This is a genomic window from Cellulomonas sp. Root137 (assembly GCF_001426725.1).
GTDB lineage: Bacteria > Actinomycetota > Actinomycetes > Actinomycetales > Cellulomonadaceae > Cellulomonas.
Window position 1 is genome coordinate 429,746 of record NZ_LMFG01000001.1, and the last position, 18,082, is coordinate 447,827.

Sequence of the window (18,082 nt, forward strand, 5' to 3'; positions counted from 1 at the left end):
ATCCACGGATGTCGGGGCCGTCGACGTCACAGCACGACCCGCGTGCGGAGCGCCTCGGTCGGCACCTGACCCGGCTGGCCGACGCCGGTGGTGATCCGGCGCTTGAGGCTGACGTTGATGTACCAGCTCCACGCGTCGTGGCAGATCTCGTAGCACTCGTGCGCCGGCACCAGCCCGAGGTGCGTGAACGTGAGGCGCGTGCCGGAGTCGGTCGGCGTGATGTCGAACCGGATGCGCGTGCCCACCCACTCGGCCGTGTCCTCGACGAAGTTCAGCTCGGCCTCGAGGACCAGCCACTCGACCCGCTCCCCCGGCACCACGTCGGTCAGCCGCTGGACGGACCGGTGGATGGGCTCGTTGTGGAAGATGAACTCGTCGCCCAGCTGGGCGGTCCCGCCCTCGATCGCGTCGACCCACCAGCCGCGCACGTCGGTGACGGCCGCGAACACCTCGTCGGGCGTCTGGTCGACCGTGTAGGTCGTCGTGAAGTCCGCGCTCATGGTCAGCTCCTCGCATCTGCAATTGATTGGTTGCAGATCGACGATAGGCGTCGCGAGCTCCAATAGCAACCACCTGATTGCACCTTGTTTCGGCGCGCGCGATCGGGCACCCGCGGCCACGATCGACACATGGCCGACGAGCGCGACGACGCCCACCGCGAACCTCCGGGCACCTCGGAGGCCGTCGTCGACGCCGTCGGTGCGCTCACTGCCGCGTTCGAGGTGGTCGAGCACGCCCGCGGCATGCTCTACGCGTTCCACCGGCTCACGGGCCGCGCGGACAACGAGCTGGCCGAGGCCCTGGACCAGCTGGCGGAGGCGGGGCACCAGGAGCTGGCCGACGAGCTCCGCGCCGAGCTCGTCGGCCGCAACGTGCTGCCCGGCCGGTGGACGTTCCAGGTGGTCGAGGCCTACGACGAGCAGTACTACCGGGTGTTCGAGGCGGCGGAGAAGCGCGTCCGCGACGAGCTCATGGCCGGTCGCCGGCACGTGTACGAGGCGCGGCTCAAGGAGGAGAACCGCACCCACGGTCGCCCCGGGCACGAGGCACGTCCGGAGGCCTAGCGGCCGGTCACGCGCGCCTTCCCGGCCGCGAGGTCGAACAGCCGCGGCAGGATCTCGTCGCCGGCTGCGCGCAGCCCGTCGTGCAGGTGCTCGTTGGTGATCCAGACGTCGAGGTGGCCGACCTCGGTGGCCAGCGCGAGGTCCAGGTCCACGTACGGGTCGTCGTAGTACTGCACGGCCGCCACCGGCACCTCGTTCGACGCCAGCCGGTCCAGGTCGTAGAGCGCCGGCCACGACGTGCGGGCGGCGAGCTCCTCGGCAGCCCCCCGGAACGGGCGCAGCGCACGGTGCTGGGAGTACATCCAGGGGAAGATCACCTCGCCGGTGAGCTGCAGCGGGCGGGCGGCCGACGCGAACGACGGCCACCGGTCGTGCTCAGCCTGCGCGGCCCAGCCGGGCTCCCGCTCGCCCTGGTGGTAGATGACCTCCTGCAGCACCGCGTAGAGCGGCCCGCCGTCGAACCCGGTCTGGTCGGCCACCGCCGCGAGGAACCCCTCGGAGAGACCGCCGTCGGCGCTGAGCGCGGTGTCCAGCAGCCAGTGCACCGAGTCGATCCCGGTGCTCATCCCGAGCGGCATGCCCAGCTGCTGCAGCCGCTCGGGCGTGAACGGGTCGCCGTTCGGGAGCACCGCGTCGCGCTCGCCGAGCAGGTCCGCGATGCGCCCGAGCACCGGCACGTCGCCGGGATGCAGCCGCGCGAGCTCGCGGTTGCGCGCCGCCTGCCGGCGGTACGTGTGCGCGTAGACCTCCTCCGCGGTGGCCGTCGCCGGCGGGAGTCCGCCGGTCACGAAGCAGCGGGTGAGCGCACCGGGGTGCCGCGACAGGTACGTGAGTGTGAGGAACCCCCCGTACGACTGGCCGAGGGTGGCCCACTGCCGGCCCGCGTAGACCGTCCGGCGCAGGTGCTCGGCGTCCTCGACGATGGCGTCCCCGCGGAAGCACGCGAGGTAGTCGGCGGCCTGCGCGGCGTCGTCGAACCCGCGGATCACCCGTCCGTCCACCGGCGACGAGCGTCCGGTCCCGCGCTGGTCCAGGAGGATCACGCGGTACCTCTCCAGGGCTCTCGCGATCCAGCCGTCGCCGAGCGGCCGCGGTCCCTGACCGCCCGGTCCGCCCTGCAGGAACACCAGCAGCGGCAGGTCGTCGGACGCCTGCTCCGGGTCCACCAGCTCGCGGGCGAACACCTCGATCGACCCGAAGCGCTCTGGCGCGGACCAGTCGACCGGCACCTCCACCCGGTGCTCGCGGACGGTGAAGCCGGTCATCGCGTACTGGTGCGTCACACCGCCAGCCTAGGGTCGGGGCAGAACCACCACCCCAGGAGGTCCCCCTGAGCAGCACCGGCGTCGGCTTCCGGTCCGACCGCGGCCCGATCCTCGTCGCCATCATGGTGACCACCGGTCTGGTCGCCATCGACGCGACGATCCTGGCCACCGCGGTGCCGACGATCGTCGCGGACCTCGGCGGCTTCACCAGCTTCCCGTGGCTGTTCTCCGTCTACCTGCTCACCCAGGCCGTGAGCGTCCCGATCTACTCCAAGCTGGCGGACACCGTCGGCCGCAAGCCGGTGGCGCTCCTCGGCATCGGCCTGTTCCTGCTCGGCTCGATCCTCTGCGGGTTCGCCTGGAGCATGCCCGCCCTCATCGCGTTCCGCGCCGTCCAAGGCCTCGGCGCCGGCGCGGTGCAGCCGATGGCCATCACCATCGCCGGCGACATCTACACCGTCGCCGAGCGGGCCAAGGCGCAGGGCTACATCGCGAGCGTCTGGGGCGTGTCGTCGGTGGTCGGACCCACGCTCGGCGGGGTGTTCTCCGAGTTCCTGTCCTGGAACTGGATCTTCTTCGTCAACATCCCGCTGTGCCTGGCTGCGGCCTGGCTGCTGGTGCGGTACTTCCACGAGACCGTGGAGCACACCCGGCACCGCATCGACTGGGCCGGCGGCGTGCTGCTCACCACCGGGATGAGCCTGCTGATCCTGGCCCTGCTCGAGGGCGGGAACGCGTGGGAGTGGCTCTCCGTGCCGAGCGTCGGGGCGTTCGTCGTCGGCGCCCTGATGCTCGTCGCGTTCGTCCGCGTGGAGCAGCGCGCGGAGGAGCCCGTGCTGCCGCTGTGGGTGTTCTCGCGACGGCTGCTGCGGGCCTCGGCGCTGGTCGGGGTGGGCGTCGGGATCATCCTCATCGGGCTCACGTCGTACGTGCCGACGTTCCTGGAGGCGCTGCTCGGCGTCTCGCCGCTGACGTCCGGGCTCACGCTCGCGGCGCTGACCATCGGCTGGCCGATCGCGGCGTCCCAGTCGGGCCGGCTCTTCCTGCGGCTCGGGTTCCGCACCACCATGCTCATCGGGTCCGCGGTGGTGGTGCTGGGCACCGGCGGGCTCGTGCTCGCCTCGATGCACCCCTCGGTCTGGGCCGTCGGCCTCGCGTGCTTCGTGTCCGGTATCGGGCTCGGGCTCGTCGCGTCCCCGAGCCTCATCGCCGCGCAGTCCAGCGTCGGCTGGGGCGACCGCGGGGTGGTCACGGGCGCCAACCTCTTCGCGCGGTCCATGGGCAGCGCGGTCGGCGTCGCGGCGCTCGGCGCGCTGGTCAACGCGCTGATGAGCGGCGAGACCCCCGCTCAGGACCCGGCGCAGTTCGGCGACGCCGTCACGCTCGCGTTCGGCGCCGTCACGCTGGTCGCGCTGGCCACGGTCGCGGCCGCCGCCTCCATGCCCCGCACCACGGTCGAGCACGGCTCGGTGAGCGAGGCCACCGCGGCCGGGCCAGACTGAGGGGCGTCTCCCGAGAGAAGGGCACGACCCATGGGTATCGAGGATCTGGTCGGCAAGGCGAAGGACGCGCTCAGCGGGCACGAGGAGCAGGCCAAGGACGCCCTGGACAAGGCCGGTGAGGCCGTGAAGGCGCGGACCAACGACAGCCAGGACAGCACGGTCGACAGCGTCGTCGAGAAGGCCAAGGACTACCTGGACGAGCAGAAGAAGTAACGACGGGGCCCCCGGTCACCGACCGGGGGCCGTCGCGCTCGTCAGTCCTGCTGCAGGCAGAGGTACGTGCCGGCGTCGTCACCCTCGAGGTAGATCTCCCCCGGGCACTGCTCGATGTCGTCGACCAGGGAGACGGCCTTGTACTCATGCGCGTCCTCGCACGAGACCAGCTGGGCGGTGTCCTCGTCGTCGATGTGCCAGCACGAGCCGGCGGAGGCGGACAGGCTCTCCTGCCCGAAGAACGAGGCGGCAGCCGTGATGCCCGTCCCCACCACGAGCACCAGCCCGACGATCGCGACGATCCTCGCGGTCCCCCGCAGCGACGGGGCACCCTCCTTGCGGGCCGACCGGTAGGCCGCGAACGCCCGGACCAGGGAGATGACGCCGACGATCATGCCGCCGTACCAGTAGACCCCGCTGGTCGAGTTCGACGTGACGATCGTGGAGATCGCACCGGCCAGGAAGAACCCGATGCCCACCCAGAACGACGTGACCGCCTGCTTGTAGTGCCGGGTCCCCTCGGTGGTCTCGCCCGCGAGGGTGACGTCGTCGTCGACCCACAGGAGCCAGCCGGGAGGCGGCGCGGGCAGCGACGGGTCCGGCGTCCAGCCCGGCTCGGGCGAGAACCCCTCGGGGGGTGCCGGCCAGTTCGGCGGCGGGTTGAACTTCACGGCGGGCTCCATTCTCTGCGAGCGCTGATCGCGCCCTGTGACGCCCTCATCGGTTGCCCCGGATACGCACTTGAGCCCACCGGGAATGCGTCTGCCCGGCACGACGGTTCGGGTTCACATGCCTCTCACCGGTGAGTACCTCCCGAGCACGTCCGACTGGGCCCGCAAGCAGGCCGAGACCTTCGAGCGCACCGACGGCCAGAAGGCCAACACCCTGCAGGGCAAGCCGGTCATCGTGCTCACCTCCGTGGGCGCGACCAGCGGCAAGCTGCGCAAGACCGCACTCATGCGCGTCGAGCACGAGGGCCGGTACGCGGTCGTCGCCTCGAAGGGCGGGACCCCCGAGAACCCCGCCTGGTACCGCAACCTCGTGGAGCACCCCCACGTCGAGCTGCAGGACGGCGCGGTGAGGAAGGACTACCTCGCGCGCGAGACCAGCGGCGCCGAGCGCGATGAGTGGTGGGCGCGCGCCACCGAGGTCTGGCCCGCGTACGACGGGTACCAGACGAAGACGGACCGCCGCATCCCGGTGTTCGTGCTGGAGCCGATCGAGGACTAGAGCTTCGCGCCCGTCCGCGAGTCGAAGTGCGGGTTCGCGGCGATCGAGTGCCGGTACGAGTACGCGAAGTAGATGATCACGCCCACCGCCAACCACGCGAGGAACCGCAGCCAGGTCAGGGTGGTCAGGTTCACCATCAGCCACAGGCACGCCACCCCGGCGACGATCGGCAGCGCCGGGGACCAGGGCACCCGGAACCCGCGCGTGAGGTCCGGCCGCCGCTTGCGCAGGACCGGGATGCCGAAGCTGACCAGCACGAACGCCGACAGCGTCCCGATGTTGATCATCTCCTCGAGCAGCTCCACCTCGGACAGCCCCGCGATGATCGCGACCACGATGCCGACGCCGATCTGCAGCCGGACCGGGGTGCCGTACTTGGGGGAGGTCCGCGACGCGCCCCGGGGCAGCAGCCCGTCACGGCTCATGGCGAACACGATCCGGGTCAGGCCCAGCAGGAGCACCATGAGCACCGACGTGAGGCCCACCAGGATCCCGACGGAGATCACGCGCCCCGCCCAGTCGGCGCCGACCAGGACGAACGCGGTGGTGAGCGACGGGGTGTCGGCCGCCGCGAGCTCGGTGTAGGAGACCATCCCGGTGACCACCACCGTCACCAGGATGTAGAGCACGGTGACGATCGCCAGGCCGCCGAGGATGCCGCGCGGGACGGTCCGCTGCGGCTCCTTGGTCTCCTCGGCGGTGGTCGCGACGACGTCGAACCCGATGAACGCGAAGAACACCAGAGCCGCCCCGGACAGGATGCCGATCACGCCGTACGAGGTGGGCTCGAGTCCGAACAGGAACGCGAACACCGGCTGCTCGAGCGAGGTGCGTTCCGGGGCCGGCTGCGACGGCGGCACGAACGGCGAGTAGTTGGCGGTGTTCACGTAGAAGAAGCCGACGACGATGACGAAGATCGTGATCGCGACCTTGATGATCGTGAAGATGCTGTTCACGCGCGTGCTCAGCTTGGTGCCGAAGACCAGCAGCGTCGTGAAGACCGCCACGATGACCACCGGCCCCCAGTCCACGTCGACGGGTCCGATCGCGATGGTCGTGGGCACGTCGAAGCCGAACAGCCCGAGCGCGTCGGCCAGGTAGACGCCCCAGAACTTCGCGATGACCGCGGAGCCCAGCAGCATCTCGAGGATGAGGTCCCACCCGATGATCCAGGCGACGAACTCCCCCATCGACGCGTAGGAGAACGTGTAGGCGGAACCGGCGACCGGCAGCGTCGAGGCGAACTCGGCGTAGCACATGATGGCCAGCCCGCACACGATCGAGGCGATGATGAACGAGACGATGACGGCCGGCCCGGCGTAGTTCGCCGCCGCGGTGGCGCCCACCGAGAAGATGCCCGCGCCGACGGCCACCGCGACACCCAGGACGATGAGGTCCCACGTGGTCAGGGTCCGGCGCAGCGCGCGCTCGGGATCGAGCGACTCCTCCATGGAGTCCTCGACCGACTTGCGGCGGAAGATGCTGGTGTCCACGGCCATGTGCGACCACCCCCGGGGACGAGCATGCCGGTTGTGGCCCGTTTCGTCTTGCGCTCGCGTCAGCCGCTCGTGTCAGCCGCTCGCGTCAGCCGAGCAGCAGGTACCAGCCGCCGACGCCGATGATGCCGCCCAGCAGGGGGGCCGCCACGGGCACCCACGAGTAGCCCCAGTCCGACGGACCCTTGTGCTTCAGCGGCAGGAACGCGTGCACGAGGCGCGGACCGAGGTCACGCGCAGGGTTGAGCGCCGGGCCGGTGGGACCGCCGAGTCCGGCGACGAGGCCCCACACCAGGAACCCGAGCGCGAGGTGGGCGACGGCAGGCTCGTTCACCGCGAGCGGCGAGTGCACGATTGCCAGCGCGCACGAGAAGAGCACGACCGATCCCAGGAGCTCGGACAGGAACCCGTTGAGCCGCGAGTGCACGGCGTTGACCGTGGAGAACGTCGCCAGGATGTCCGCGGGGTCGGTCGTCATGTCGTAGTACGGCTTGTGGGTGACGACGATGGCGATCTGGCCGGCCATCGCGCCGAGCATCTGCGCGACGATGTAGGGCGCGACCTCGCTCCACGGGAACATGCCCCAGACGGCGAGGCCGACGGTGAAGGCGGGGTTGATCTGGTTGCCGCTGATCCCGCCGAACATCATCGCGGGGATCATCACGCCGAACCCGTAGCCCATCGCGATCAGCGACCACCCGCCGCGGTACCCCTTGGAGCCCTTGAGGTGCACGTTCGCGACCGTGCCGTTGCCCAGGATGATGAGGATCGCGGTGCCGATGAACTCGCAGGTCAGGCGGATGGCCAGGCTGTACGACGGATCCATCGGCGCTCCACTGTTCGATCCGGCTCAGGCGGGGTCAGCCTGGCACAACCGGTGGGCGCCGCACGAACGCCGCGAGCGCGGCACCGACTGCGTACGCGACGAGGTCGAGGGCGACGAAGGTGGTCCCGAGCACGTACCGGGCGGCCGGCACGGCGGCGACGGCTGCGGCGGGGATCCCGGTGAGTTGCGCGAGCTCCACCAGCGCGCACACGCCGAACGCGACGGCGGCCACGGCCCACCGGCGGGCGCGCGGGGCGACCACGACGAGCAGGGCGTAGACGAGCGCCGCGTACAGGACGTCGCCGACCTTGTCGGCGAGCGGTCCGTCCAGCCGGGACACGAGGAGCCCGAGCGCGACGAGCCCGGCGGCCGCGAGCGCGGCGAGCATGCGCTGCCGCAGCACCTCGCGTGAAGGGTCGGTGACCGCGAGCGGCAGGAAGTCGTCACGCGAGCGGTCGTCCGGCACGTGAGCGACCGTACGTGCCGGGACGCGGAGGTCGTGTCAGGCCTTCGTGCAGGTCCTGCGCTCGTACAGCCCGATCTTGAGCTCGATCGCGTCCAGGTGCGTGGCCACCTCGGCCAGCTGCTGCCGGACGCGGTCGCGGTGCGCGACCAGCAGCTGGAGCCGCTCGGCCTCGTTGCCGTCGCCCGCCCGGACCAGGTCGGCGTACTGGCGGACCTCCCGGATGGGCATGCCCGTGGAGCGCAGCCGGGTGACCATCCGGATCCAGCCCAGGTCGTCGTCCGAGTACCGGCGGTGGCCCGACGACGCCCGGTCGACCGCGTCGAGCAGCAGCCCGTCGCGCTCGTAGTAGCGCAGGGTGTGGGTGGTCAGGCCGGTGGCCTCGGCCGCCTCGGCGATGCTCAGGGTCACCCGGTCCGTCACGACGCTCATGGCGTCGATGGTGCGCCTTCGAGTGCACTCGAAGTCAAGCGGGCCGCCCCCAGCCCCGCGTGTCCACAGGGACGTCCCGCGTGCCGCGTGCGACGTCCACGATGGGCCGGTGACCTCCTGGCACCGCCCCGGCCCGTGGCTCGTCGGCCTCGTCGTCTGCGTCGCGATCGGCGCCGGCGCACCCGCCTGGTCCCAGGCGCGCGTCGCCGCCCGGTACGCGGTGACCGCCGACGACCTCGCCGCCGGGCGGGCGGCGCTCGACACCCTCCCCGTCCGCGGCAAGGCGCCGAGCACCGGGTACGCGCGGGAACGGTTCGGCCAGGCCTGGGCCGACGTGGACCGCAACGGCTGCGACACCCGGAACGACATCCTCCAGAGGGACCTCCTCGAGACCGTGGTCGAGCACTGCGTGGTGCTCCGCGGCACGCTCGAGGACCCCTACACGGGCGTACCGATCCCGTTCGCCCGCGGACCCGACTCGGCGGCCGTCCAGATCGACCACGTCGTCGCGCTCTCGCACGCCTGGCAGACCGGCGCGCAGGAGTGGTCTCCGGCGGAGCGCGAGGTGTTCGCCAACGACCCCGCCAACCTGCTCGCCGTCGACGGTCCCGCCAACCAGGAGAAGGGGGCCGGCGACGCGGCCACCTGGCTGCCGCCCAACCGCGGGTACCGCTGCGTCTACGCGCTCCGGCAGGTGCGGGTGAAGGCGGCGTACGGGTTGTGGGTCACCGCCGCGGAACGTGCGGCGCTGGACCGGGAGCTCGGCAGGTGCGTCGTCGGTACGGTGAGGCCACCATGACGCTGCGCCTGCCTCCCCTGCTCCTGGGCCCGACGACCAAGGGCGTCTGGGCGCCGACCCCGGTGACTCGCTCCGAGTTCGTCGCCGCGGGGCACACGCTCACCGACGGCTCGCTGACCTGGCCCGCGATGACCCTGGACGCTGACGCCCTGGCGCACAACCTCGCCGAGCTCGCCGCATTCAGCGCCCGGCACGGGCTCGCGTTCGCGCCGCACGGCAAGACGACCATGTCGCCCGAGCTCTTCGCCGCGCAGCTCGACGCCGGGGCCTGGGGCATCACCGTGGCCACCGGCAACCAGCTGCTCGCCGCGTACTCGTTCGGCGTGCGGCGGCTGCTGGTCGCCAACGAGGTGCTCGACCCGACCGTGCTGCGCTGGATCGCGTCGGTCACCGACGCCGAGATCCTCGTCTGCGTCGACTCCGTCGAGGCGGTGGACGCCGCCGCCGCCGCGGTCGGTGACGGTCACCTGCGTGTGCTGCTCGAGGTGGGCTTCGGAGGCGGTCGGACCGGCGTGCGCACCGGTGACCAGGCGCTCGCGGTGGCGCAGCGCGTGGCCGGGGTCCCGGGGATCGAGCTCGTCGGGGTCAGCGCCTACGAGGGCGGCCTCGGCGACGTCGACGCGGCGCGCGAGTTCCTCACCGACGTCCGTGCCGTGGCGGAGATGCTCGTCGGCGCGGGACTGCTCGGGGAGCACGTCGTGCTCTCCGCCGGCGGGTCCGCGTACTTCGACGCGGTCGCGGAGGTGCTCGGCGGGTCGGAGGTCGCCGGGGTGCCGAGCACGACGATCCTGCGGTCGGGCTCCTACGTCACGCACGACCACGGCACCTACGTGGCGTCGACGCCGTTCACCCGCATCGCCGGCGGCCTGCACCCGGCGCTGCGGGTCTGGGCGCAGGTCTCGTCGACCCCCGAGCCCGGGCTCGCGCTGCTGGGCGCCGGCAAGCGCGACGTCCCCTACGACGCCGGCCTGCCGGTGCCACTGCGCCGGCACCGCGCCTCCGAGGAGCCGGTCGCCGTGGAGGGCTGGTCCGTCACGCGCACCAACGACCAGCACGCCTACCTGGAGGGCTCCGGCACCGAGCTGTGCGTCGGGGACCTGATCGAGCTCGGCATCTCCCACCCGTGCACGGCGTTCGACAAGTGGCGGGTGGTCCCGGTGCTCGACGCCGACCTCCGCGTGATCGACGTCGTCACCACCTGGTTCTAGCGGACGCCCTCCGCGGCGATGCGCGTGAACGACGTCTCGAAGTGGGCGGCGGCGAGCTCGGGCGTGGGTGAGAACGCTCAGTCGTCGTCGGACGTCAGCCGGCCCGCGATCACGTCGATCTCGACCTTGATCCCCGCCAGCTGCGAGCCGACCGTGGTGCGCGCCGGCTTCGGGTACGGGAAGAACTCACCGTAGGCCGCGTCGAACTCCGCGAAGTCGGCGAGGTCGGCCAGGTGCACGGTCGTCTTCACCACGTCGCCGAGGTCGAGCCCGGCCGCGACCAGCGTCGCCTCGACGTTCCGGAGCACCTGGCGCGTCTGCTCGGCGACCGTCGGGGCGATCTCGCCGGTGACCGGGTGCTGCGGCCCGAAGCCCGCCGTCCACACGAGGTTGCCCAGCCGGATCCCCTGCGAGTAGTTGCCGGCGGGCTGCGGTGCGTCGGGGGTGCTGATCTTCTCGCGGGTCATCGCACTGCCTCTCGGTGGTGAGCGCTACGGGAGACAGTCTTCCTCAGCGGACCGCGCGACCGGGGAGGGCGCCGGTGAGGCGCGCGTCGCGCAGGGTCGGGACACCGTCGACCAGGACCGCCTGGACTCCCGTCGCCAGCCGGCGGGGGTCGTCGTAGGTGGCCCGGTCGGCGACCGTTTCCGCGTCGACGAGCACCACGTCGGCCCGCGCGCCCGGCCGCAGGGTCCCGCGGTCGTCGAGGCCGAACCGCCGCGCGGCCGTCGTAGACAGGTGCTGCGCGGCGGTGGGCCAGTCCCAGTCCCCCAGCTCGCGCACGTGCCTGCCGAGGAAGCGGGCGAACGTCCCCCAGCCGCGCGGGTGGGGGTGGCCGCCCTGGTAGATCCCGTCGGACCCGGCGCAGTGCGCGGGGTGCCGGAGCAGGGCGCGCACGGACTCGTCGGAGTTCGTCGGCGGCTGGGCGAACACGCAGCCCACCTGGAGGTTCGTCGTCACCAGCAGGTGCAGGACGGCGTCGCCGGGGGTCATGCCGAGTCGGCTCGCCACCTCGAGCAGCGGCAGCCCCTCCGCCCAGGGCATGCCCGGCACCCACGCCAGCGTCACCCGCGGCCAGACGCCGTCCCGCGCGGGCAGCCGGTCGCGGACGGCGGGGTCGGCCAGGAGCGCGAGCGTGCGGTCGGCGTCGGCCAGCGGCAGCCAGTCCGGGAGTGCCACGAGGGCGAGGATCGACGCGCCGCGCAGGTATGGGTAGGCGTCGAAGGTGAGGTCGAGGCCCTCCGCCAGGACGCCGTCGACGAGCGGGCCGAGGCGCTCGGCGGGCCCGTGGTAGTGCGACACGTGCGTGCCGACGCCGGTCGCACGTGCCAGGTCGAGGAGCTCCGCGAGCGCGGCGGGGGCCTTGTCCTCGTACCCGCGCATGTGCGACACGTGCGGCCGACCCCGCCGCGCCAGCACCTCGCACAGGGCGAGCAGCTCGGCACGGTCCGCCGACGACGCCGGCGCGTACTCGAGCCCGGTCGACATGCCGCGGGCGCCGTCGTCGAGACCCTGCTCCAGCAGGCGAGCCATCGCGGCGACCTCGTCGGGCCGGGCCGGCCGGTCGTCGGCCCCCAGGACCGCGTACCGCAGCGTCCCGTGCGGGACCAGGTAGGCGGTGTGCACGGTGGTCGCGCGGTCGTAGGTGTCCAGCAGGTCCGCCACCGCTCCGCCGCGGAAGGTCGGGTGGGTGCCGTTGATGGCGGCGAAGTACCGCACGGCGTACTCGGTGGCCCCCGATCCCGCCGGCGAGGGCGCATAGGAGACGCCGTCCTGGCCGAGCACCACCGTGGTCACGCCCTGGTGGGTCAGCGCCGCCTGCACGTCGGGATCGAGCACCGCGGCATCGGCGTGCGCGTGGGCGTCCACGAACCCCGGCATCACGATCAGACCGTCCGCGTCGACGACGTCGGCACCGTCGACCGGCAGGTCCGGACCGATCTCCGTGATCCGGTCGCCGACCACCCGCAGGTCGGCGCGGACCAGCTCGTCATGGACCAGCAGCCCGCCGCGCACCAGGATCACCGGACGATCATCCATCGGGATTGACGATGAATCGTGTCCGGAGCAGCGTGGCGCCCATGACCACGCCCGAGCCCACCGACGACCCGCAGGCCTTCGCCCGCGCGTTCGAGGAGGCGTTCCAGCAGACCTACCTGCGGTTCCACCGTCGCGACGGCAAGCGGTCGCAGATGTCCGGGGCATCGCGGGCGGTCCTGCTGCACCTCGCGCACGCCGGACCGCTGACCGTCGGCGAGGCGGCCAAGCACCTCGACCGCGCGCAGTCCGTGATGAGCGACATCGTCACCCAGCTCGAGTCCAAGGACCTGCTGGCGCGCGAGCCCGACCCCCACGACCGGCGCCGCACGCTCGTCTGGCTGACTCCGGCCGGGTTCGACGCCCTGGACCGCGAGCGCCAGGTCCTGTCCACCGAGCTGATCGCGCGCGCGGCCGCGACCCTGTCCGCCGAGGACCGCGTGGCCCTCGTCGGCACCCTGCACGCCCTCAACGAAGGAGCACGACCATGACGACGCACGACCTGCACTGCGACAGCTGCGGCATGCCCATCGAGTCCGGGCAGTACTGCGCCTACTGCACTGACGCGGACGGGAACCTGCAGGCGTTCGACGAGCGCTTCGAGCGGATGGTCGGCTGGCAGTCGCGGCAGCACCCGACCGCGCCCCGCGAGCAGCTGGAGACCGAGACGCTCGCGTACATGGCGACGATGCCCGCGTGGAAGGACCACCCCCGCGTCGCCGGGCGCACGGCGTGACCGACGTCGTCCCCCTGACGCCGGACCGCTGGCCGGCGCTGGCGGAGCTGCTGGACCACGGCGGCCCCGCGGCCCGGTGCTGGTGCATGGCGTGGCGGATCGGACCCGAGTACCGGCGCCGGACCGCCGAACAGAACCGCGCCGGTCTGCACGACGTCGTCGCCGCAGGACCCCCGCCGGGCGTGCTCGCGTTCCGGGAGGGCGTGGCCGTCGGCTGGTGCCAGATCACCCCGCGCGGGGACGTCCCGGCGATCGACCGGCAGTGGCGGCTCCGCCGGGTCGACGCGGCGCCCGTCTGGGCGATCACCTGCTTCTACGTCCGCAAAGGGCACCGCCGCGCCGGGGTGATGGCGGACCTCGTCACCGGGGCCGTCGACCTCGCGCGCGCGGCCGGCGCGCCCGCGGTGGAGGCCTACCCGCTCGACGGCGCGGTCTCCCCCAGCGCGACGAGCACGGGCTACGCGACGACGTTCGCCGCCGCGGGGTTCGTGGAGGTGGCTCGCCGCTCCCCCGAACGCCCGGTCATGCGCCTCCTGCTCTAGAGCTGCAGCCCGATCAGCCAGACGGCACCGAGCGCGAGGGCGGCCAGGCACACGAGCAGCAGGATGCCCACCCACAGGGCGCCGGGGGTGTGCGTCAGCCGGCCCAGCAGGCCCGCGTCGGAGGTGTCGGCCACCCCGCGGCGACGCGCTCGCCGGCGCTCCGACTGCATCTCCAGCACCGCGCGCGGCGCACCCAGCAGCAGGAACCAGGTCATCGCGTACGCGGCGACGCTCTGCACGGTCGCCGAGCCCCACACCGTCACGCCGACCAGCAGCGCGCCGGTGACCAGCACGGACCACAGGCCGTACCAGTTGCGGATCTGCACCAGCACGAGGACCAGCACCACGAGCAGGATCCACAGCAGCGCGACCGCGTACCCGCGAGACAGCAGCCAGGCCGCGCCGACGCCGAGCACCGCCGGGCCGAGGTACCCCGCGGCGACCGTCGCCACCATGCCCGGACCCCGCGGCTTGCCCACCGACACCGTCAGGCCGGAGGTGTCGGAGTGCACCCGGATGCCCGAGAGGCGGCGGCCGACGAGCACCGCGACGCCCGCGTGGGCCGCCTCGTGCACGATCGTCAGCCCGTGCCGGGCCACGTGCCACGCGGTCGGCACGAGCAGGACGAGCAGCACCCCCGCCGCAGTGAGGAGCACCACGGTGCTCGACGGCACCGGTTGGGGCGTCGTGATGTCCTGCCAGGCGTCGCCGAGCCAGTCCACGGGGGTCCTTCGTCCGTCGTCGACCACCCAGCCGGGCGGGCAGGACGGACCCTACCCAGCGGGGGGCGCCTCGGTGGGCAGGACGACGTCCGTGCCGTTCGCGGTGATGCGCACGCCGTCGGCGACGACGGTCGCATCGGAGAGGACCAGCCCCTCGGGCAGTCCGCTGACGGGGATCTCGATGTCGGTCAGGCGGCTGCCGATCGCCCGCGGCAGGTCGTCCACCGAGACGGTCAGGCCGGCGATCTGCACGTTCTCGACGGTCACCAGCAGCCGCCCGTCCTCGACCCGCGGCACCAGGTTCGACGCCAGCTCCAGGCCGAGCACCGTGCCCGAGGCCGTCAGCGCCTGGCCGTCGACCGCGACCGCGATGTCGAGCTGCGACCGGTCGGCGACGATCTGCTCGATCGACGCCGTCGGCAGCGTCGCGGCGATCGTCGCGGTGCCCAGCGTGTACGGCTCGGAGGTGGTCACGTCCTGCGCGTCGATCGTCACGTCCGTGGCGTCGATGCCCTCGAGCGTGACCCCGTCGACCGCGCCCGTGACCTCGTCCACCGAGCCGGCCAGAAGCTGCGTGAGGAACGGGAACCCGCCGATGTCGACCGTAGGGGTGCCGACGACGTCGAGGTTCTGCTCGATCGCCTCGGCCACCCGCCGCTCCGCGGTCGAGTGCGTCACCCGGTCCGCCACCAGCACGCCGGCGGCAAGCACGACGACCACGACGATCCCCCCGGCCACACCGCGTCCGCTCACGGGCTCACGCTAGGGGCACCGGCGGCCGCGCGCCGGTCAGGATGGGAGCGGCTCCGTCGGGCACGTCGAGAGCACCCGGACCATCGCGTCCTGCTCCGCCTGCGTCACCCACAGCCCGTACGCGTCCTTCACGCCGACCTGCGGCGCCACGTACGCGCACCGGTACGCCTTGTGGGGCGGCAACCACGTCGCCGTGTCCCCGTCGCCCTTCTGCTGGTTCAGCGGACCGTCCACGGCCAGGAGGTTCAGCGGGTCGTTGGCGAACGCCTCACGCGTGGGGGCGTCCCACTGCTGGGCACCCTTCTGCCACGAGTCCGACAGCGCGACGACGTGGTCGATCTGCACCGCCGAGGACGTGCCCTGGGCTCGCGCTCGCGGTCGGCGCGGGGGTGGGCGTCGCAGCGGTGGTGCGCGGCGCCGTGCTCTGCGTGGTCGGTGCCGACGCGGGCCGGGCGGGCTGTGCCGGCGGTGAGGCGACCGCTGCAGCGGCGACGAGACTGACGAACGAGCCGACGAGCAGGGATGCCGACGCCCCCCGGCTCATCCGTCCGCCCAGCCACGAGCGTCGGCGCACGAGTGCGTAGAGCGCAGTGGCTCCGAGGTACAAGCTGGCGAGGATGACGGCGTCTGACCAGGCCCGCTGCAGACCCACCAGTGCCACGACGAGCAACCCGGCGATGCCGAGGATCCGTGCCGGCCCCCACCACGGCCTGGTCGGTAGCTCCTCAGGCGCGGGATCGGGAAGGGGAGGGTCGTCCCACCATGCCTCCCCCATCGGCCCCGTCACCCTCTGAGTATCGGCACCCTCGCGGTGGACCGTGACGGACCGAGGTCACGTTCGACGGGAGACGTGTCCCACGGACTGGACACAGCGGGAAGATGATTGCGGTCCGCAACCTTGGGTCTGTCATGGCCCGGATCCCCGCGACGCGCGTGAGCGTCGGCTTCGTCCTTCTGCTGTCGGCGCTCACCGCGATCGGCCCCCTCACCTTCGACACCTACCTCGCCGCGTTCCCGCAGATCGCCGACGACCTGAACGCCCCGGCCGCGGCCGTCCAGCTGACCATCGCTGCCTCGCTCGCCGGGCTCGCCCTGGGTCAGCTGCTGTTCGGGTCGATCTCCGACGCGTTCGGTCGTCGCCGGCCCCTGCTCGGCGCGCTCAGCGTGTACGTGCTGACGTCCGTCGGCCTCACCCTCGTGGAGAACATCACCGCGTTCACCGCGCTCCGGTTCGTGCAGGGCTTCACCGCCGCCGCCGGGATGGTCCTGTCGCTGGCGATCGTCCGCGACCGGTTCGAGGGCCTCGCGGTGTCGAAGGTGATGGCGCGCCTGATGCTCGTCGTCGGCGTCGCCCCGATCCTCGCGCCCACCATCGGCGCGCAGCTGCTGCTGTTCGGGACCTGGCGGCTGATCTTCGTGTTCCTCGCCGCGACCGGCGCGATCCTGCTGGTCACGGCCTGGTTCACGCTCCGCGAGTCGCTGCCCTCCGAGCTGCGCCGCACCGGTGGCACCGGGGCCGCGCTGCGGACGTACCGCGACCTGCTGACCGACCTGCCGTTCCTCGGGCTCGCGCTCATGTCCGCGTTCTACCTGTCGGCCATGTTCACCTACGTCGCGTCATCGACCTTCGTGTTCCAGGACGGCTACGGCCTCTCGCCGCAGGAGTTCGGGTGGGTCTTCGCAGCCGGTGCGGTCGCGATCACGGCCGGGTCGCAGGTGAACGGCGCGCTCGTCGGGCGGTTCCGTCCGGAGCAGATCCTGTCCGGGGCCGTGGCGGCCGGCCTGGTGCTCAGCCTCTCGCTCTTCGCGGCGACGCTCCTCGGCGCTCCGTTCTGGCCCGTCACCGTCCTGCTCGTGCTCACCCTCGGTACCGCGGGCTTCGTCCTGCCCTCGGCGCCGGCGATCGCGCTGGCGTCGAACCCGCACCGTGCCGGATCGGCCGCGGCGCTGCTCGGTGCTCTGCAGTTCGGGCTCGGCGCGGTCATCGCCCCGCTGACGAGCCTCGGCGGGGAGCCGACCGCCGTGACGATGGGCGCCGTGATGGCCGGGGTCATCGTGGTGGCGGCCGTGCTGCTCGTCGCCGTGCGACGGTCCTGGGCGCGCGGTCCGGTCGAGGAGGCAGAAGGTGTCGTCGCGGCTGCGGGGCTCACGGAGGCCGAGCTGGCCTCCGTGGCGAGCGTCCGCGGCGCCGAGCGCGACCACCTGTCCGCGACGAAGGCCCGCGCGCTCGCCGCCGCGGCCGAGCCGGACGCGGTGCGCTTCCCCGGCTGAGCCGACAGCGTCACCACATCGCAACCTCGCACCTGCGCAAAGGTGTGGCGCAGGTCACATCGGCGACCTAGCCTGGACGTACGCGCACGATGAAGGACGCACGATGAGCTGGGTGATTCTCGCCGCAGTCTTCTTCCTTCCGGCGCTCGTCTTCGGGGCGATCTGGCAGCTCTTCCCGTCGCCCGACGAGCCGCCGCGATGGCGCACGTTCCTGGCCACCCGGCTGGAGCGGCTCGCTGCGCGTCTGCGCCCGCCTCGGCCCCCGACGTACGACCCGTTCATGACGCTGCGCGTGCAGGAGCGGCTGGGGGTGGTCGCCGACCATGTGCGCTCGCTGGAGCTCGATCCGCACACGTTCGCTCGTGCCGAGCGCATCATCGCGTCGCAGCTGGCCTACGACCAGCTCTTGATGGAGGCGTGCCAGCTGGCGGGCGTCGAGGTCCAGCCGGCGGCCAAGGGTGACCCGGCAGAGCGGTTCCGCGAGGAGGTCGAGCTCGCCTCCCGCGGCTGGGCCTGGTGAGCC

22 protein-coding genes and 1 pseudogene are annotated in these 18,082 nt (G+C 72.5%); 11 read left to right on the forward strand and 12 right to left on the reverse strand.

Annotated features, from left to right (window positions below):
- Window positions 1-26 precede the first annotated feature (26 nt).
- Window positions 27-500, reverse strand: a complete 474-nt coding sequence (locus ASD18_RS02005) for an SRPBCC domain-containing protein (RefSeq protein WP_056085977.1) — start codon at window positions 498-500, stop codon at window positions 27-29.
- Window positions 501-629: 129 nt separating this feature from the next.
- Here ASD18_RS02005 and ASD18_RS02010 point away from each other — a divergent pair, with 129 nt between their 5' ends.
- Window positions 630-1,064, forward strand: a complete 435-nt coding sequence (locus ASD18_RS02010) for a hypothetical protein (RefSeq protein WP_056085979.1) — start codon at window positions 630-632, stop codon at window positions 1,062-1,064.
- Here the strand turns inward: ASD18_RS02010 and ASD18_RS02015 are convergent.
- The gene (locus ASD18_RS02015; RefSeq protein WP_369817244.1) at window positions 1,061-2,347 is read right to left on the reverse strand and encodes an alpha/beta fold hydrolase; all 1,287 of its coding nucleotides are present in this window, start codon (window positions 2,345-2,347) and stop codon (window positions 1,061-1,063) included. The genes ASD18_RS02010 and ASD18_RS02015 overlap by 4 nt on opposite strands.
- 104 nt (window positions 2,348-2,451) lie before the next feature.
- Between ASD18_RS02015 and ASD18_RS02020 the strand changes: the two genes are divergently transcribed.
- Together ASD18_RS02020 and ASD18_RS02025 are read left to right on the forward strand one after the other, a co-directional pair.
- The gene (locus ASD18_RS02020; protein WP_082573440.1) at window positions 2,452-3,831 is read left to right on the forward strand and encodes an MFS transporter; all 1,380 of its coding nucleotides are present in this window, start codon (window positions 2,452-2,454) and stop codon (window positions 3,829-3,831) included.
- Between the two features lie 30 nt (window positions 3,832-3,861).
- Window positions 3,862-4,044, forward strand: coding sequence for an antitoxin (locus tag ASD18_RS02025; protein WP_056085984.1), 183 nt, complete (start codon window positions 3,862-3,864; stop codon window positions 4,042-4,044).
- A gap of 41 nt (window positions 4,045-4,085) precedes the next feature.
- On the opposite strand, the gene ASD18_RS02030 is transcribed toward ASD18_RS02025, so the two are convergent.
- Window positions 4,086-4,715: a hypothetical protein gene (locus tag ASD18_RS02030; RefSeq protein ID WP_156387851.1), complete on the reverse strand. Its 630-nt coding sequence runs from the start codon at window positions 4,713-4,715 to the stop codon at window positions 4,086-4,088.
- A gap of 118 nt (window positions 4,716-4,833) precedes the next feature.
- Between ASD18_RS02030 and ASD18_RS02035 the strand changes: the two genes are divergently transcribed.
- Window positions 4,834-5,274, forward strand: a complete 441-nt coding sequence (locus tag ASD18_RS02035; protein WP_056085988.1) for a nitroreductase family deazaflavin-dependent oxidoreductase — start codon at window positions 4,834-4,836, stop codon at window positions 5,272-5,274.
- Here ASD18_RS02035 and ASD18_RS02040 read toward each other — a convergent pair.
- From ASD18_RS02040 to ASD18_RS02055, 4 genes are all read right to left on the reverse strand, one after another.
- On the reverse strand, window positions 5,271-6,773 hold the full coding sequence (locus tag ASD18_RS02040) for an amino acid permease (protein ID WP_056085990.1): 1,503 nt from the start codon (window positions 6,771-6,773) through the stop codon (window positions 5,271-5,273). The genes ASD18_RS02035 and ASD18_RS02040 overlap by 4 nt on opposite strands.
- A gap of 85 nt (window positions 6,774-6,858) precedes the next feature.
- A complete protein-coding gene (locus ASD18_RS02045) occupies window positions 6,859-7,596 on the reverse strand; it encodes an MIP/aquaporin family protein (RefSeq protein ID WP_056085992.1) in 738 nt (245 codons plus the stop codon).
- Between the two features lie 34 nt (window positions 7,597-7,630).
- On the reverse strand, window positions 7,631-8,062 hold the full coding sequence (locus ASD18_RS02050; RefSeq protein WP_200938427.1) for a DUF2809 domain-containing protein: 432 nt from the start codon (window positions 8,060-8,062) through the stop codon (window positions 7,631-7,633).
- A 36-nt stretch (window positions 8,063-8,098) separates the two neighbouring features.
- Window positions 8,099-8,491, reverse strand: coding sequence for a MerR family transcriptional regulator (locus ASD18_RS02055; protein WP_056085995.1), 393 nt, complete (start codon window positions 8,489-8,491; stop codon window positions 8,099-8,101).
- A 109-nt stretch (window positions 8,492-8,600) separates the two neighbouring features.
- On the opposite strand from ASD18_RS02055, the gene ASD18_RS02060 reads away from it, so the two are divergent.
- Both ASD18_RS02060 and ASD18_RS02065 read left to right on the forward strand, forming a co-directional pair.
- Complete coding sequence (locus ASD18_RS02060; RefSeq protein ID WP_056085997.1) at window positions 8,601-9,290, forward strand: HNH endonuclease family protein; 690 nt, start codon at window positions 8,601-8,603, stop codon at window positions 9,288-9,290.
- Window positions 9,287-10,498, forward strand: coding sequence for an alanine racemase (locus ASD18_RS02065; RefSeq protein WP_056091361.1), 1,212 nt, complete (start codon window positions 9,287-9,289; stop codon window positions 10,496-10,498). The genes ASD18_RS02060 and ASD18_RS02065 overlap by 4 nt, the downstream gene beginning before the upstream one ends.
- Before the next feature lie 77 nt (window positions 10,499-10,575).
- On the opposite strand, the gene ASD18_RS02070 is transcribed toward ASD18_RS02065, so the two are convergent.
- Together ASD18_RS02070 and ASD18_RS02075 are read right to left on the reverse strand one after the other, a co-directional pair.
- Window positions 10,576-10,965, reverse strand: a complete 390-nt coding sequence (locus tag ASD18_RS02070; protein WP_056086000.1) for a RidA family protein — start codon at window positions 10,963-10,965, stop codon at window positions 10,576-10,578.
- Between the two features lie 43 nt (window positions 10,966-11,008).
- Window positions 11,009-12,538 carry an amidohydrolase family protein gene (locus ASD18_RS02075; RefSeq protein WP_056086004.1) on the reverse strand — a complete coding sequence of 510 codons (1,530 nt, stop codon included), beginning with the start codon at window positions 12,536-12,538 and terminating at the stop codon, window positions 11,009-11,011.
- A 41-nt stretch (window positions 12,539-12,579) separates the two neighbouring features.
- On the opposite strand from ASD18_RS02075, the gene ASD18_RS02080 reads away from it, so the two are divergent.
- Genes ASD18_RS02080 through ASD18_RS02090 form a run of 3 tightly spaced genes read left to right on the forward strand, consistent with a single transcriptional unit; the run spans window position 12,580 to window position 13,813 of the window.
- Window positions 12,580-13,026: a MarR family winged helix-turn-helix transcriptional regulator gene (locus ASD18_RS02080; RefSeq protein WP_056086007.1), complete on the forward strand. Its 447-nt coding sequence runs from the start codon at window positions 12,580-12,582 to the stop codon at window positions 13,024-13,026.
- Window positions 13,023-13,271 carry a hypothetical protein gene (locus tag ASD18_RS02085; protein ID WP_056086010.1) on the forward strand — a complete coding sequence of 83 codons (249 nt, stop codon included), beginning with the start codon at window positions 13,023-13,025 and terminating at the stop codon, window positions 13,269-13,271. Before ASD18_RS02080 ends, ASD18_RS02085 begins: the two co-directional genes overlap by 4 nt.
- A complete protein-coding gene (locus ASD18_RS02090; RefSeq protein ID WP_200938429.1) occupies window positions 13,232-13,813 on the forward strand; it encodes a GNAT family N-acetyltransferase in 582 nt (193 codons plus the stop codon). The genes ASD18_RS02085 and ASD18_RS02090 overlap by 40 nt, the downstream gene beginning before the upstream one ends.
- Here ASD18_RS02090 and ASD18_RS02095 read toward each other — a convergent pair.
- The 3 genes and pseudogenes from ASD18_RS02095 to ASD18_RS02105 form a co-directional block, all read right to left on the reverse strand.
- Window positions 13,810-14,535, reverse strand: a complete 726-nt coding sequence (locus tag ASD18_RS02095) for a M50 family metallopeptidase (protein WP_056086012.1) — start codon at window positions 14,533-14,535, stop codon at window positions 13,810-13,812. The two genes, ASD18_RS02090 and ASD18_RS02095, sit on opposite strands and share 4 nt — an antisense overlap.
- A gap of 51 nt (window positions 14,536-14,586) precedes the next feature.
- Entirely contained in the window at window positions 14,587-15,288 is a 702-nt protein-coding gene (locus ASD18_RS02100) for a DUF2993 domain-containing protein (RefSeq protein WP_056086015.1), read from the reverse strand.
- Between the two features lie 39 nt (window positions 15,289-15,327).
- Window positions 15,328-15,657 (reverse strand): annotated as a pseudogene (locus ASD18_RS02105) (HNH endonuclease family protein); the annotation flags it as partial.
- Window positions 15,658-16,197: 540 nt separating this feature from the next.
- On the opposite strand from ASD18_RS02105, the gene ASD18_RS02110 reads away from it, so the two are divergent.
- On the forward strand, window positions 16,198-17,559 hold the full coding sequence (locus ASD18_RS02110; RefSeq protein WP_156387853.1) for a multidrug effflux MFS transporter: 1,362 nt from the start codon (window positions 16,198-16,200) through the stop codon (window positions 17,557-17,559).
- A 103-nt stretch (window positions 17,560-17,662) separates the two neighbouring features.
- Window positions 17,663-18,079: a hypothetical protein gene (locus ASD18_RS02115; protein WP_056086017.1), complete on the forward strand. Its 417-nt coding sequence runs from the start codon at window positions 17,663-17,665 to the stop codon at window positions 18,077-18,079.
- The last annotated feature ends 3 nt before the right edge of the window (window positions 18,080-18,082 follow it).